This is a genomic window from Halorussus salilacus (assembly GCF_024138125.1).
GTDB lineage: Archaea > Halobacteriota > Halobacteria > Halobacteriales > Haladaptataceae > Halorussus > Halorussus salilacus.
In genome coordinates, this window is the sequence record NZ_CP099993.1 from 1,969,346 (window position 1) to 1,984,583 (window position 15,238).

General features: G+C 65.8%; 13 protein-coding genes. 6 read left to right on the plus strand and 7 right to left on the minus strand.

Annotated features, from left to right (window positions below; all coding sequences use genetic code 11):
* Positions 1 to 21: 21 nt before the first annotated feature.
* Positions 22 to 996: a substrate-binding domain-containing protein gene (locus tag NGM10_RS10155; RefSeq protein WP_253478158.1), complete on the minus strand. Its 975-nt coding sequence runs from the start codon at positions 994 to 996 to the stop codon at positions 22 to 24.
* Positions 997 to 1,290: 294 nt separating this feature from the next.
* Positions 1,291 to 3,384: a thermonuclease family protein gene (locus tag NGM10_RS10160; protein ID WP_253478162.1), complete on the minus strand. Its 2,094-nt coding sequence runs from the start codon at positions 3,382 to 3,384 to the stop codon at positions 1,291 to 1,293.
* Between the two features lie 192 nt (positions 3,385 to 3,576).
* Here NGM10_RS10160 and hisH point away from each other — a divergent pair, with 192 nt between their 5' ends.
* Positions 3,577 to 4,257: an imidazole glycerol phosphate synthase subunit HisH gene (gene hisH, locus NGM10_RS10165; protein WP_253478165.1), complete on the plus strand. Its 681-nt coding sequence runs from the start codon at positions 3,577 to 3,579 to the stop codon at positions 4,255 to 4,257.
* Between the two features lie 276 nt (positions 4,258 to 4,533).
* On the opposite strand, the gene NGM10_RS18280 is transcribed toward hisH, so the two are convergent.
* Together NGM10_RS18280 and NGM10_RS10175 are read right to left on the minus strand one after the other, a co-directional pair.
* Positions 4,534 to 4,998: a hypothetical protein gene (locus tag NGM10_RS18280; protein WP_368408663.1), complete on the minus strand. Its 465-nt coding sequence runs from the start codon at positions 4,996 to 4,998 to the stop codon at positions 4,534 to 4,536.
* Between the two features lie 149 nt (positions 4,999 to 5,147).
* On the minus strand, positions 5,148 to 5,495 hold the full coding sequence (locus NGM10_RS10175) for a hypothetical protein (protein WP_253478171.1): 348 nt from the start codon (positions 5,493 to 5,495) through the stop codon (positions 5,148 to 5,150).
* A 928-nt stretch (positions 5,496 to 6,423) separates the two neighbouring features.
* Between NGM10_RS10175 and NGM10_RS10180 the strand changes: the two genes are divergently transcribed.
* From NGM10_RS10180 to NGM10_RS10190, 3 genes are all read left to right on the plus strand, one after another.
* A complete protein-coding gene (locus NGM10_RS10180) occupies positions 6,424 to 7,533 on the plus strand; it encodes a tRNA (guanine(26)-N(2))-dimethyltransferase (protein WP_253478174.1) in 1,110 nt (369 codons plus the stop codon).
* Positions 7,534 to 7,598: 65 nt separating this feature from the next.
* The gene (locus tag NGM10_RS10185; RefSeq protein WP_368408624.1) at positions 7,599 to 8,849 is read left to right on the plus strand and encodes a YihY/virulence factor BrkB family protein; all 1,251 of its coding nucleotides are present in this window, start codon (positions 7,599 to 7,601) and stop codon (positions 8,847 to 8,849) included.
* A gap of 34 nt (positions 8,850 to 8,883) precedes the next feature.
* A complete protein-coding gene (locus tag NGM10_RS10190) occupies positions 8,884 to 9,711 on the plus strand; it encodes a phosphatase PAP2 family protein (RefSeq protein WP_253478180.1) in 828 nt (275 codons plus the stop codon).
* 21 nt (positions 9,712 to 9,732) lie between these two features.
* Here the strand turns inward: NGM10_RS10190 and glnA are convergent, their stop codons facing one another.
* Complete coding sequence (gene glnA, locus NGM10_RS10195; protein WP_253478183.1) at positions 9,733 to 11,103, minus strand: type I glutamate--ammonia ligase; 1,371 nt, start codon at positions 11,101 to 11,103, stop codon at positions 9,733 to 9,735.
* A 125-nt stretch (positions 11,104 to 11,228) separates the two neighbouring features.
* On the opposite strand from glnA, the gene lrp reads away from it, so the two are divergent.
* Positions 11,229 to 11,687, plus strand: a complete 459-nt coding sequence (gene lrp, locus NGM10_RS10200; protein ID WP_253478186.1) for an HTH-type transcriptional regulator Lrp — start codon at positions 11,229 to 11,231, stop codon at positions 11,685 to 11,687.
* A 67-nt stretch (positions 11,688 to 11,754) separates the two neighbouring features.
* On the plus strand, positions 11,755 to 12,411 hold the full coding sequence (locus tag NGM10_RS10205) for a helix-turn-helix domain-containing protein (protein ID WP_253478191.1): 657 nt from the start codon (positions 11,755 to 11,757) through the stop codon (positions 12,409 to 12,411).
* Positions 12,412 to 12,595: 184 nt separating this feature from the next.
* Here the strand turns inward: NGM10_RS10205 and thsA are convergent, their stop codons facing one another.
* A complete protein-coding gene (gene thsA, locus NGM10_RS10210) occupies positions 12,596 to 14,275 on the minus strand; it encodes a thermosome subunit alpha (RefSeq protein WP_253483824.1) in 1,680 nt (559 codons plus the stop codon).
* A gap of 298 nt (positions 14,276 to 14,573) precedes the next feature.
* The gene (locus tag NGM10_RS10215) at positions 14,574 to 15,122 is read right to left on the minus strand and encodes a KH domain-containing protein (RefSeq protein ID WP_253478193.1); all 549 of its coding nucleotides are present in this window, start codon (positions 15,120 to 15,122) and stop codon (positions 14,574 to 14,576) included.
* Positions 15,123 to 15,238 lie beyond the last annotated feature (116 nt).

Genomic DNA, 15,238 nt, shown 5'->3' on the forward strand with positions numbered 1-15,238 from the left:
CGTTTGGATTGGAGTGGACGCTCAGGCGTCGGCGATGTCGGCGAATTCGAGCCCGAGTTCGTCCATCACGTTCTCTATCGGTTCGTAGTCGTCGACCGACCCCTCGACGAGGCCGGTGAACCACAGCGGTTCCTCGGCGTCGGGGTCGACGATGTCGTCTTCCTCGACTTCGAGCAGTGCCGTCTCGATGTCCTCCTTGAGCGAACTGTCCCAGTTGCTCCGGGAGACGATGGGCGCGCGCGGAATCGGGTCGGACTCCGCGAGCAGGACGAGCTCGTCGTCCTCCTCACCGACGCCGTCAGCCTCCGCGGAGACCTCCATGAACTGGTCGGAGAACTGGTCCTCCGGGACGTACGGCGCGGAGACGAACGCGCCCGTCCCGGCGGCGTGGACATCGTCGCGCTCCATCATCGTGTTCAGCGCGGTGTCGTGGTCGGAGTGCTCGGTCTCGAAGTTCTCGGGGTTGCCGTCGGGCGCGCTCCCGGTGTCCAGACCCGCCTGACTGAGCATGTACAGCGGGAACAGGCTCCCGCTCACCGACAGTCGGCCGCTGAGACCGATGACCTGGTCCTCGATGTCCGAGAGCTCCTCGATGCCGCTATCGGGCGTCGTCGTGATGAGCGAGAAGTATCGCTCGGCACCGTAGGCGACGCGAATCCCGACGATGTCCATCTGATCGGGTGCGGCGATGACGCCGCTCGGCGAGATGTCGGCCAGTTCCGCTTGGTCGTTGCGGATCGCCTCGACCGTTGCGGTATAGCTGTCTGCCTCGGTCGCCTCGATGGTCGCGTCGGTCTCCTCTTCGAGGTAATCGAACAGCGGCTGGTACTGCTCCTGCATGTCGACCGAGCCCTCGGCCGGATTCAGGACCATCCGTACCTCTTCGTCACCGCTACTTCCGCCACCGGTGATGTCGCCGATACAACCCGCCGTGCCAGTTATCCCGACCGCTCCAGCGGCGGCCGCGGACTTCAGGAATCTGCGTCGATTTGCCATGACCGAATCGTCTGTAGAATCAGACAGGTAGTGGTTAAAACTTCCTATTTTTTCTATATATGTGTCGAGATTTGCCACGGTTCGCTAACGGTAGGTTCATACTCTTCGCCTAACGCGGTTGTCGTTCAGACACGGGCTTGCGTTGAGCGTGCTCCCACTCGCCGGTCTTGACGCGAGCGTCGTCGGTGGCGCTCTCGCTTGCCGGGGTCACGAGAACCGTGGAAAAACGGGACGGGCCGACGCGGGACCGACCGTAGTCGTCTGTCTCCGCTCGTCGATGGCCGTGAGACGCGATTAGCTGTACGCGCCCCACACGGAGAAGTCGGCCGTGTTGAGATTTGACGTGTACAGCAACTCGGCGGTATCGACGTTGTTGTCGTCGTCGAGCACGCGGTCCTCGTTCAGGCGGAGGTCGGTGCCGATGGCGGCCGCGAGGTCGTTGAAGTTGCGACGCGTGTCGGGTGCGAGCTTGCCCCAGCCAGCGCCCATGAGGACGACCGAGCCCCCGTTGTCGATGTAATCGGTCAGCGCGTCGACCTCCTCGGCCGTGTAGCACGACCGGGGTGCGGTGACGATGACGGCGCGGGCCGTCGACAGCGCGTTGTCGCCCGAGGTCGTCAGGTCGTTGATCTGCTCGAACGCGATGCCCTGTCCTTCGAGGTAGCGCTGGTAGTTGACCGCGTCCTCGTTCGACAGCGCGTACCCCTCGCCGAACTGGCCGTGGCCGCCTTCGATGAGTATCTGGCCCGACTTCTCCGAGAGGGAGTCGATGAGGTTCGTCAGGAAGACCTCGTGTTGGTAGTCGCTCGCGTCGTCGTGGTAGCCCTCGTCGATGGGCAGTCCGCCGACGAGCGCGGTGCGGTTGGCCGAGTCGACGCCGACGAGGGGAATGTCGCTGTAGTCGACGCCGCCTTCGAGTTCCTGGTAGGCCGTCTCCTCGGCGAACACCGGCACGCGCGAGGCGGAGATGGCACCGCTGTCGGTACGGACGCTGGAGGCGTGGGGCACGAAGACCTCCTCGACCGCATCGTCGCGAACCTCGGAGGTGTTCTCCGGGTCGCTGTCCTGCCAGACGCGGAGCCCGGCGTCACGGGCGTCGCGCTCGGCCTGCCAGAGCTCGTCGTGCTTCGAGAGGTTCGAACCGTACACGCGGGCGTAGCCCTTCTCCACGATGTCCTTGTTGTACAGCGTGTCGATGGTCCCGTCGCCGTCCTGATCGTAGTGAATGTACGCCAGCAGGCGGCCGAACGGGTCCCAGACGTCCTCTGCGGGGTCGATCTCGACCTCGACCGTCTCGCCGTCGAGTTCGCCTTTGGCGTAGTCGGAGGCCTCCTCGCCCCAGTCCGCGAGGTACTTGTCGTCCTCGATTCCCTCCCAGCCTTCGACCTCCTCGTACTTGCTGTTGCGCTTGGTCTCGGCCGTGTCGAAGCCGAGCGTTCGGATCTCGGCTTCCGAGCCGTCGGGGAACTCCACGTCCACTGTGTCGCCGTCCGTCACGTCGGTGACGGTCGCCTCGTAGCGCACGCCAGCGTCGAAGCCGATACCGGCCCGGTCGGCGAACAGGTCGAACTCGCTGACGTTGAACTCGTGGGTCAGGATGTCGTAATCGCCGTCCACGTTGCTGGAGCCGTCGTTGACGTCGTCGTCGTTGAATCGGTAGGCGAGGTCGAGATACTCGGCGACGTCGTTGAGGTTCTGGGTCTCGTCGTTGTCGTCGTAGTCCGACTGGTCGTGGAGGTAGAGCGCGCCTCCGTCGCTCACGAAGTCGGCGAGGTCCGAGAGCTCGCTCGAACTGAACGCGTCGCCGGGCGAGGTGATGACCACGCCGTCGGCGTCCGAGAGGTCGCTGGACAGCGACGTGGTGGCGTTCACGGTGTAGCCGTTGTCTTCGGCGTAGCTCTCGAACTTCGAGCACGACGAGAGGTCGTAGTACTGGCCGTGCCCCTCGTCCCACAGTACGGTTCCCGACCCGCCCATCTCGGCGTCCCAGGCGTTCAGCACGAGCTCCTCGTTGCCGTAGTCGAAATCGATCTGGCTGTCTTCGAGCATGATAGCACCGAACCCGTAGACGCCATCGTCGACCGAGACCAGCGGAATCGACGTGTCATCGTCGTAGATGTAGGCGTCGCCGTTGCCGTCGTCGTCGACGTTCTCGGCGGATGGCTCGGCCCACACCGCGACGACCGACTCGTCGGTGAGCGCCTCGTAGTCGGGGGCTACCTGACTCGCGCTGGAGTAGAACTCCACCTTGGGGATGGTGTCGACCCCGCCGCAGTCGGAGCCTGCGGCCGCGAGCGCGGTGCCCATCAGTTGCACGTCCGTACTCGTCGTCGCGCCGCCACCGACGGCGGTAGCGGTCAGTAGTTTGAGGAAGTTGCGTCGTTGCATTGCAACTGATTTTCGGATATAGAGGCTATTAAATTTAATTATTATAGAATAATTGGAATCATGATGGAATACGTTAACAATGCTGTTGTACATTCTCAAAGGATGTGGAATATACTCTCGATTCGCACGCCGAGTTCGGACGCCCAGTGCCGCGAAGGAAAGGCACTTGACCGAACCGCCCGACGTTCCGATATGGAGAGTCAGCAGACGAGTCAGCCCGAGCGCGAGGGCGTAGCGTCCGTGGTTGTCGTGGATTACGGCCTCGGGAATCTCCGGAGCGTGACGCGCGGGCTCGAACGAGCGGGAGCGAGCGTCGAGGTCAGCGACGACCCCGAGGCGTTCGCCGACGCCGACGGCGTGGTACTCCCCGGCGTCGGAGCGTTCCGCGAGGGCGTCGAGAACGCCGGACCGTACCGGGAGGCCCTGCTCGACGTGGCCGAGGACGGGACGCCCGTCTTCGGCATCTGTCTCGGCATGCAGATGCTGCTCACGACGAGCGAGGAGGCCGACCGCGCGGGCGACGCTGGCACGCGGGCGGGCGAGGTGCGCGGCCTCGACTTCGTTCCGGGGACTAACGTCCGATTCGACGAGGGTCAGAAGGTCCCGCACATGGGGTGGAACCGACTGTCGGTCAAGCGCGACCACCCTCTCGTTGAGGGCGTCGACGGCGAGTACGCGTACTTCGTCCACTCCTACTACGCGGTCCCCGACGACGAGGACGCGGTCGTCGCGACCGCCGACTACGGCGTCGAGTTCCCCGCGGTCGTCGCCGACGAGACCGGCACCGTCTTCGGCACCCAGTTCCACCCTGAGAAGAGCGGCGAGACCGGACTTCGAATCCTGCGGAACTTCGTGGAACTCTCCGCCGAGTAGTCCGGGCCGTCCTCGGGACGCCGAGGCGGCGTCCACTGACGGCTCTCGCCGAGTGCGTGACGAATCCCGGTCTTCGCTGGGCCCCAGACCGGGCCGCTATCGCAGACTCGTTTCGTCAGACTCGTTCGTTGCGTCTCTCGATGATCGCGAACCTCCGAGAGAGAACGACTGCACCCGTCGTTCTCCGAACTGGATGGGATTCGTAACTGCATACTTATATATCGTCTTGGATATGTTCTTTATGCTAGGACATTACTTATACTATGTAGAAAACTTTTAGGGTATAGGGGGGACTAATACAATCTGGCACCACGCCATGATTGATATGAACTCACGATCACTCGGAGTCCTTCTCGGATTCGTCGTACTCGGAATCGCTCTCACCGGCGGCGTTGCCGCCGCTGATGCACCGATAACGCAGGACGGGCCGATAACGCAGGACGGGCCGATAACGCAGGATGCACCGATTACGCAGGACCGGCCGATAACGCAGGACGAGCCGATTACACAGGACGGGCCGATAACGCAGGACGAGCCGATTACACAGGACGGGCCGATAACGCAGGATGCACCGATTACGCAGGACCGGCCGATAACGCAGGACGAGCCGATTACACAGGACGGACCGATAACGCAGGGCGCACCGATTACGCAGGACCGGCCGATAACGCAGGACGAGCCGATTACACAGGACGGACCGATAACGCAGGGCGCACCGATTACGCAGGACCGGCCGATCACGCAGGACGGACCGATAACGCAGGGCGCACCGATAACGCAGCACTGATCGGTCGCGCAGGGTACCGCCCGCTCGACACGCTCTTCGTATTTCGAGACGATTCCCAAGACGTCTCCGCCGACCCGCCGACTCGGTTACCGACCCTCCGCTCTCAGAGAAAGTCCCGCACGTCGGAGTACCACATGTCGTGGTCGTCGACCGCACCGATGCGCTCGGCGATGGCGACCGCGATGACGTGCCAGCAGAGGTCGGTCGGGTCCGCGGGGTCGAGGTTGTACTCGCTGTCCCGACAGCCACAGCCCTCGCCCTCGACCACGTACTCGTCGTCGTGGCCCACGACGACCGTGAAGTCCCGGTACTCCTTGACCCGACCCTCCGAGACGGCCTCGATGGCCTGCGCACCGCGGTCGTCGTGGACCGAGAGGATGCGTTCTGTGATCTCGGGGGTGAGCCGCCCCGCCTCCGCGAGGTCGGTCTGCCACCGCTCGACGTCGTTCACGGGGACCGCCCCCCGCGGCGTGTCGAGCGGTCGCCGTTGGTACCGTCGGCCGGGAACACGGACGAGGGGTTTGCAGGGTGGGCCTAAACAGGTTCCGGTGTCGTACGTCGGTGCGACCGGTCGTCTCCGCCGCGATGCTGGTCGTGTCGCTCTCGTGACGGTAGCGACTGCCGGTACCGAGGAGACCGCACAGCACCCCGACCGCACCGCGCCCCCGGACCTCCCCGCGTGCACGAGTCGGTCGCGCCCTCTGGCGCGACCGACCCGCGCGGCGCGTCCCGCGGCCGGTCGGGCCGCGCGAAATCGGCAGGAGTCGAGCCCACCGACACGAGAGTTCAAATACGAGAGCGCGGCCAATCCTGTTCGGACGCTTCGTGCGGTTGCGGGCAGATAGTCGGCGAGTCAGTCGGCAGTGTCGAACTGGTGTCGGGGCCGCCCGCATCGCGGGCGGCCCAGACGCCCCTACCCCGTAACCGCCAGTCCGACTACCCCGAGAGGGCTGAGCCCCCCAATAGCGACGCAACCGTCTCGTCTCCCGAATCGAACCGGGGTATCGCACACCCGGACGAAACACGGGACAGCGCGCCCCAGGCGCGCGCACCAGCTCCCGTCCCACGAACGAGACGATTTCGGGCCGCCGAGCGGCCCGAAATCGCCGAGCGAATGGCTCCTTTTGGTGTCTTCGTGAGCCAAGCGAACGAAGTCGTTCGAACGTCTAAGCGAACGAAGTCGTTCGAACGGCTCGCCGTTCGTGACACCAGAAATCTCCGAGTTTCGGGTAGCTCGCTGGAGCTTCGCTCCCTCAGTGCGAATTTTCGGGAGGGTTCGCCAGCAGAGGCGACCGCGATGCGGTCGCCTCTGTGCACACCCGACGAAGAAAAAAGCTGGAACCGCTTCGCTTTTCGCCGCGGAGTCCCGACTCCGGGGTATGCACGTCAGCGAGGGCCGGGTCGAGGTCGAGGTCCCCGAGCAGGGCGGGGAGGGAATCGGCGACGAGGTGTTCTTCAACCCCGTGCAGGAACTCAACCGCGACCTCACGGTGGCGACCCTGCGGGCCTACGGCGACCGCGAACCCCGGGCGGAATCGTACCTCGACGCGATGGCCGCGAGCGGGATTCGGGGCGTCCGCGCCGCGGCCGAGGGCTGGGACGTCACCCTCGCCGACATCGACGCCGAGGCCGTCGAGCTGTGCAGACGGAATCTGGAGCGCAACGGACTCGACGCCGAGGTCGCCCATCGCGACGCCAACGCGCTCATGCACGAGTCGGTGTTCGACGTGGTGGACATCGACCCGTTCGGGACGCCGATACCCTTCGTCGACGCCGCGTTCGCGAACACCCGCGATCTGGTCTGTGTCACCGCGACCGACACCGCGCCCCTCTGTGGCGCGCACTTCCACAGCGGCGTCCGGAAGTACGGCGCGATACCGCGCAACACCGACTACCACACCGAGATGGGCGTCCGCATCCTGCTCTCGGCGATGGCCCGGACCGCGGCCCGGTACGACGCGGGCGTGACGCCGATTCTGACCCACGCGACCAACCACTACGTCCGGACCTACCTCGAACTCGACCACAGCGCGAGCGACGCCAACGCCGCGATAGAGGAACTGGGCCACGTCTATCACTGCGAGGACTGCCTCTACCGCGAGCACGACGAGGGTCTCGTCGCCGACCCCCTCGACTCGTGTCCCGAGTGCGCGAGCGAGCGCGTGCTGACCGCGGGACCGCTGTGGCTCGGTCCCGCCCACGACGCCGACTTCGTGGCCGAGGTCCGCGAGGAGGTGGACGACGAGATGGGCACGGCGACCCGCGCGAGACGCCTGCTCGACGCGCTCGAAGCCGAACTCCACGAGCCGACCCACTACGACCAGCACCGCCTCTGCAAGGAGTGGACCCGGTCGGCCTCGGGCATGGACGAGTTCCTCGACCGACTCCGAGACGCCGGGTTCGAGGCGTCGCGCGCCCATTACGGCGGAACGACGTTCAAGACGCCCGCGACCGTGTCGGAGATACGCGAGGCGACCCGCGCGGAGTAGCTCCCGGGCGTCGCCCCCGACTCTCCGACCGAAGTGCCAATGAATATTTGTATCCGGTAAGCGAAATGAGTCGCGTGTCCAGTCGACTCGGAACCGCCGCGAGCGTCGGCCGGTCGGTGCTTGAGGAGGCAAGCGACCAACAGGTGACCTTCCTCGCTGCGAGCATCGCCTACTACGCGTTCGTCTCGCTAATTCCCGCGCTTCTGCTGGCGTTCGTCGTCGTCTCGTTCGTCGCGGGCGACGCGCTCGCCGAGCAGGTGGTCACGCGGGCCTCGGGGCTGTTGACCGCGACGGGCGAGGAGCAGTTGCGGGAGTTCATCCTCGACCCGGAGGGCCGGGGCGGCGTGACGGCCATCGGGGCGGTCGTGCTGGCGTGGAGTACGCTCAAGGTGTTCCGCGGGATGGACCAAGCGTTCTCGGACATCTACGCGACCGCCGACGACCCCTCCATCGTCGACCAACTCACGGACGGTCTCGTCGTGCTGACCGCCATCGGGGCCGCGGTCGTGGTCCTCGTGCTGGCGGGCGCGGTCACCGCGCTGTTCCCCGACTTCCCCTTCGTCGGCGTCGTGACCACGGTGATCCAGCTCGCGGCGCTGGTCCCCGTCTTCCTCCCGCTGTACGTCGTCTTCCCCGACGCCGGGGTGTCGATTCGCGAGGCGCTCCCCGGCGCGGTCGTGGCGACGGTCGGGTGGTCGGTCCTGCAGGTGGTCTTCCGCGTCTACGCCCAGTTCAGCTCGACCGGCCCGTCCCAGTTCCTCGGCACCGCGCTGTTGCTGGTGACGTGGCTCTACTTCGGTAGCATCGTCCTGCTGTTGGGCGCGGTCGTGAACACGGTGCTCGCCGACCGAGGGAGCTACGCCGCCCGCACGACCGAATCCGAGCCCACCCGAGTCGAACGGAAACAGGAACTACTCTCCCGATACATGACCGACGACGAATCCGCTCCCGACATCGTGGAACTCCGCGAGGAACTCCGGGAGCTGCGAGCAGACGTAGAATCGTTCGAGGAGGACATCGAATCGCGCACCGTCGAGAAGCCCGAGGTCGAGTCGGAACTCAAGCGGTACGTCCGCAGGCGGATGCGGCGGGGACGCGCCCGCGGCTGGGGCCCGTACCTCGTCCTGCTGTACGGGACCGCGATGACGCTCGGCGCGTTCTTCTGGCTACGGGGCGGGTGGGCCATCGCCGCGATGGTCGTGGTCTGGCTCTCGACGCTCGGTCTCTACGTCCTGATGGTGCTGACGGGGTTCGGCGTCAGCGCGCTGGGGATTCCCGGTCGAATCAGCGACCGAATCGGCGACCTCCGGTCGTAGGCTATAACTCCCTCCCCCGACGACGTGAGCGCGAATGAGTGACCGAAGCCTCGGCGTGGTGGAGACGCTCGCCGAGACGTTGCCCCCGGTCGTCCGGGAGGCGTTCACCGTGGTGACCCAGCTCGGCGACGCGTGGTTCCTCATCGTCGTCGCCGCACTGCTCTACTGGTTCGGCGACCGCGAACGCGGCGCGTTCGCGGTCGCGACCGTCCTCGGCGCGCTCGCGCTGACGGTGACGCTGAAGGGGGCGTTCGCGCTCCCCCGCCCGCCAGCGGAACTACACGTCGCGTACACCGACAGCTACGGCTTCCCGAGCGGGCACGCCATCGCCTCGACAACCCTCTGGGGACTGCTCGCGCTCGTGGTCGAGCGCGGCACTCGAACCCAACGCGGGGCGGTCGCCGCGCTCGCGATACTCGCGGTCACCTCGGCGCGGGTCATCATCGGCGTCCACTACGTCGTGGACGTTCTCGCGGGCATCGCGGTCGGACTGACCTACCTCGGAGTCCTCGTGCGCGCGACCCGCTGGGACCCCACCCGGGCGTTCGCGGTCGTGGCCGGAATCTCGCTCGCGGGGCTCGCGACCGCGGGGTTCACCGCCGACTCGGTCGCGTCGGTCGCGGGCGTCGGCGGTGCCGCCGCGACGTGGCTTGCGCTCGACGCGCCCCCGCGCGGGCGAGTGAGCGCCGCGAGCGCGCTCGCGGCGCTCGCGGCGCTGGGTGCGGTCGGGTACGCCGGGAACGAACTCGCCCTGCCGCTCGTCGGCGTGTTCGGCCTGAATCTGGTCGTCCCCGCGGGAATCCTCTTGGTCCCGCTGGTGGTCGAACGCGCGAGAAAAACCCGGTCGGCGTCGCCGACCTAGAAGCGCTCGAACGCCGGTCGCTCAGAACTTCTCGAGGTACTTCGCCTTCTCCCACGATGAGACGTGGGTCTTGTAGTCGGCGAAGTCGGCGCGCTTGGCTTCGAGGAACTTCTCGGTGACGTGGTCGCCCAGCGCCTCGGTGACGACCTCGTCGCCCTCCAGCGCGTCGAGGGCCTCGCCGAGACTGCCGGGGAGCGTGGTGATGCCGTACTCCTCGCGCTTCTCGTCGTCGAACTCGTAGATGTCCTCGCGGACGGGGTCGCCGGGGTCGGCGTCGTTCTCGATGCCGTCGAGTCCGGCCTTGATGACCACCGCCAGCGCGAGGTAGGGATTGCACGACGGGTCGGGGCTCCGGATCTCGAACCGGGAGCTCGCGCCCGCGGCGTCGGGGACCCGGAGGAGCGCCGACCGGTTCACGTCGCTCCACGCGACGTACACCGGGGCCTCGTAGCCCGGAACGAGGCGCTTGTAGGAGTTGACGGTGGGGTTGGTGACCGCGGTGAACGCCTCGGCGTGGTCGAGGACGCCGCCCATGAACTTGTAGGCGACCTCGCTGAGGTTGAACTCGTCGTCCTCGTCGGCGAAGGCGTTACCCTCCTCGTCGAAGAGGCTGATGTGGCTGTGCATGCCCGACCCGTTTATCTCACCGATGGGCTTGGGCATGAACGTGGCGTGGATGTCGTTCTGCTCGGCCACGGCGCGCACGACCGCGCGGAACGTCGAGATGTTGTCGGCCGCGGTGAGCGCGTCGTCGTACTTGAAGTTGATCTCGTGCTGGCCGTCGGCGACCTCGTGGTGGCTGGCCTCGACCTCGAAGCCCATCTGTTCGAGCGTGAAGATTATCTCCCTGCGCACGTCGCTCGCGAGGTCCTTGGGCGCGAGGTCGAAGTAGCCGCCCGAGTCGTGGGGTTTGGTGGTCGCGCGCCCCTCTTCGTCCTTCTCGAACAGGAAGAACTCGGGTTCGGGACCGATGGAGACGGTGTAGCCCATCTCTTCGGCCTCCGCGAGCACGCTCTTGAGCACCTGGCGGGGGCCGCCCGCGAACGGGGTCCCGTCGGTGTTGACCACGTCGCAGATGAGCCGAGCGCTCGCGGTGTCGCCGTTCGAGCGCCACGGCAGGACCGCGAACGTCTCGGGGTCGGGTTCGAGACGCATGTCGCTCTCCTGTATCCTGACGAACCCCTCGATGCTGGAGCCGTCGAACCAGATTCCCTCCTCGAAGGCCTTCTCGACCTGCGAGGCGGGGACGCTGACGTTCTTGACGGTCCCGGTGATGTCCGTGAACTGGAGGCGCACGAAGTCGACGTTCTCGGCCTCGATGCGGTCGAGTACGTCCTGTTCGGCTTCGGTCAGTCCCGATTCCTTGCTGGCGGCGATTTGTCCATCCGTCATCTTTGTCGTCATTCTCCACCACTACGTCCACTATTAAAACGCTATTGGTCTGCGCAATTCTGAGTTTAGCGAGTAAAAATGGATATTCGTAAAGTTCTAAAGGCGGGGTCCCGTTCGTGAACGTAATGACGTACGAAAATCTCGACGCGAAGTTGGTGAACGCACTATTGGGCGACGGTCGGGCCAGTCTCCGGAGCCTCGCGGAGGACCTCGACGTCTCGGTCACCACCGTCTCGAACCACCTCAAGGACCTCGAATCACAGGGCGTCATCGAGGGCTACACGCCGAAGATCGACTACGACGAACTCGGCTACGACGTGACCGCCATCATCCAGCTCAAGGTCGAGGGCGACGCCCTCCCCGACGTGACCGACAGCCTCCGCGGCCACGACCAGATGATCAGCGTCTACGAGGTGACCGGCGACTACGACATCATCGCGGTCGGGAAGTTCTCGGACACCGACGGGATGAACCGCCAGATCAAGACCCTGCTCAACGACCCCGACATCAAGGAGTCGAACACCAGCGTGGTGCTGAACGCCGCGAGCGAACACGAGCAGTTCGAACTCGACATCGAGAGCTGAATCGCCGCCGAACCTGTTTGATATGTTACCGACAGGCTTTCAAACAATCGAGAGAAGATAGCTCTTAATGAGTCTCATCGCCGAATTCTCCCTCCGGTCGTCCGATTTGATACTGACGACGGCCCTCGATGCCGCCCCCGGTACGACCGTCGAACTCGAACAGCAGATGGCGACCCGCTCGGACGCGCCGGTCGTCCTCTTCTGGGCGTTCGGCGGGGAGTTCGACCGACTGGAGGACGGACTGAGACGCGACGCGACCGTCCGGGACAGCACCGTCATCGAGGAACTGGGCGAGAAGGTGCTCTACCGCGCACGCCTCGAATCCGACGAACTCGTCGCGATCTATCCCTACTACCAGCGACTCGGGGCCGCGCCGCTCGCGGCGACCGGGACCCACGAGGGATGGCAGCGCCGGGTCCGGTTTCCCGACCGCGAGTCGGTCATCGAGATGCGCCAGTTCTGCGCCGACAGCGGCGTCGAGTTCCGACTCCACCGGCTGTACACGCCGGGCGACGCCGAGTTCGAAGACGAGTTCGGGCTGAGCCCCGAACAGCGCGAGGCCCTGACGGTGGCCCAGCGGGCGGGCTACTTCGACGTACCGCGGGCGGTATCGCTCGACGAGCTCGGCGAGCAGCTCGACATCAGCGGCCAGTCGGCCTCCGAGCGACTCCGGCGCGGCGTCTCGAAGCTCGTCACCAACACTCTCCTCAGCGACTTCTCCTGACGTTTTCTCGGCGACTCCGCCCGACGCTCGCGGGGTCGGGTGACCGGCGACTCCCGGTACGGACTCGGAGAAGCAGGAACTCGAAAAATCTCTGCGGTGTCGGACGACCGCAATCGATTCGGCGCGGAGGCCGGGCGATGGCGCGGGGTCGATAGGGGCTACGCGAGGTGGCAGTCGGCCTGCGTCACATCGCGCCGCCCATACCGCCCATACCGCCCATGCCGCCCATGCCGCCGCCCATTCCGCCAGCGCCGCCGGGCGCGCCGCCGTCGCCGCCGTCGTCGCCGTCGACCTGACCGCCCTTCAGGTCGCCCGCGGCGATGACGTCGTCGATGCGAAGCAGCATGACGGCCGCCTCGGTGGCCGACTCGATGGCCTGAGTCTTGACGCGGAGGGGCTCGACGACGCCGTCTTCCTCCATGTCGACGATGTCGCCGGTGTAGGCGTCGAGGCCGGAGCCGAAGTTACCGGCGTCGTGCTGACTGCGGAGGTCGACGAGGCTGTCGATGGGGTCGAGGCCCGCGTTCTCCGCGAGGGTGCGCGGGATGACTTCGAGGGTGTCGGCGAAGGCCTCGACCGCGAGCTGTTCGCGGCCGCCGACCGAGTCGGCGTAGTTGCGGAGTTCGAGCGCGAGCTCGGTCTCGGGCGCGCCGCCGCCGGGGACGACCTTGCCGTCCTCCAGCGTGACGCGGACCACGCCGAGGGAGTCCTCGATGGCGCGCTCGACCTCGTCGACGACGTGCTCGGTGCCGCCGCGCAGGACGAGCGTGACCGACTTGGCCTCCTCGACGTCCTCGACGAAGATGCGCTGGTCGCCGCCGACGTCCTTCTGGGCGACGCTCCCGGCGAAGCCGAGGTCGTCCTCCTCGATGTCCTCGACGTTGCTCACGAGGCTCGCGCCGGTCGCGCGGGCGAGCTTGTCGAGGTCGTCGGACTTGGCGCGCCGGACCGCGATGATGCCCTCCTCGGCGAGGAAGTGCTGGGCCATGTCGTCGATGCCGCCGTCGACGAACACCACGTCGGCACCCACGTCGACGAGCTCGTCGACCATCTCGCGGAGCTGCTCTTCCTCCTGGTCGAGGAACTGCTGAAGCTGGTCGGGGTCGGTGACGTTGACCTCGGCGTCGATCTCGGTCTCCTTGACTTCGAGGGCCGAATCGACCAGAGCGACGGTGGCGTCCTCGACGAAGTAGGGCATGTTCTCGTGGACGCGCTCTTTGTCCACGATGACGCCCTCGACGAGTTCGGACTCGTCGATGGAGCCGCCGACGACCGTCTCGACCTTGACGTTGTCGGTGTCGATGCCCTCCTCGTCGGCAACGCTCTGGACGCCGCGGACGACGAGTTCGGCGAGGTAGTCCTTGGCGTTCTCCGCGCCCTTGCCGGTCATCGCGGTCGCGGCGATCTTCTGGAGGTACTCGGTGTCGTCGGCGTCCACGTCGATGGCCTTCTCTTCGAGGATGCGCTTTGCCTCCTCGGCGGCCTGTCGGTACCCCTGCGCGAGGGTGGTGGCGTGGATGTCCTGTTCGAGCAGCTCCTCGGCCTTCTCGAGGAGTTCACCCGCGACCACGACCGCGGAGGTCGTGCCGTCGCCGACCTCGTTCTCCTGTGTCTCGGAGACCTCGACGATCATGTTGGCCGCCGGGTGCTCGATGTCCATCTCCTTGAGGATGGTGACGCCGTCGTTCGTGACGACGACCTCGCCCGTCGAATCGACGAGCATCTTGTCCATCCCCTTGGGACCGAGCGTGGTCCGGACGGCCTCGGCGACGGCCGTCCCGGCGGTGATGTTCATCGACTGGGCGTCCTTGCCCTGTGTGCGCTGGCTGTCCTCGGAAAGTACGATCATCGGCTGATTGCCCATTCGCTGTGCCATAGTCACCTGATAGATTGATTGCCATTCTATATAAATGTTGCCCTACCAGATGCGGTATCGGCCGCAGGAGGCCGGAAACGTGATATGGTATTCCTTAACACGGACGGGTTTATAAGAAACCGGACGTGCCGGTTCGGACCGGACGTGCGGTTCGAACCGGGCCTGCGGGTTCGAGCGCGACTCGCGCTCGAACCCGCGGCCACTCGGTGACGCACCCGGAGAGAACGCTACCCATCCGGAAAATCACTCCCGAGGCGCGTCCTCGGAATCCGACGAGGGTTCCCACCTACCCCGTGAACCGGTGGAACTCCATCCCCTGATGTTTCATCTCGTTGCGCTTGCGTTCGAGGAACGAGTACACCGACCCGTGGGGCGCGCCGTCGAGTATCATCTCCGCGGCGCTGCGGACCGCGTCGACCTGCGGCGGCTGGCCGATTATCCCGAGGGTCGTCCCGTAGATGACCACGCTCGCGCCGGTCAGTTCCTCCATGAGCTGGCGGGTCCGGCCGTTCTCGCCGATGAGACGCCCCTTTTGGCGTTCGAGGTCGTTCTTGTTCCGGGCGGCGGCGTCGATGTCGACCACGTCGAACATCATCATGTCGTCGTCGAGCAGGGCGAGGGCCTCCTCGGGCGCGAACCCGCGGCCGATGGCCTTCACGATTTCCGGGCCCTTGAGCCCGAGGATGGGGTCGCCGGTCTTCTCGACCTCCACCGAGCCGTTCTCGGAGTCGATGTCGAGTCGGACCTCCGCGCGACTCTCGATCTCGCGCATCGTCTCACCTCCTTCGCCGATGAGAACGCCGATTCGGTCCTGCGGAATCTTCACATGTTGCATGACTACTCCTAGTCACTGGGGGTGTTTTAAGGCTTTGTCCGCGATGTTCCGGCCTCGTGGATTCGACCGTCTCGGATATCTGTTCGAGAGAGACGACGACCTCGAAAGCCCTCGCA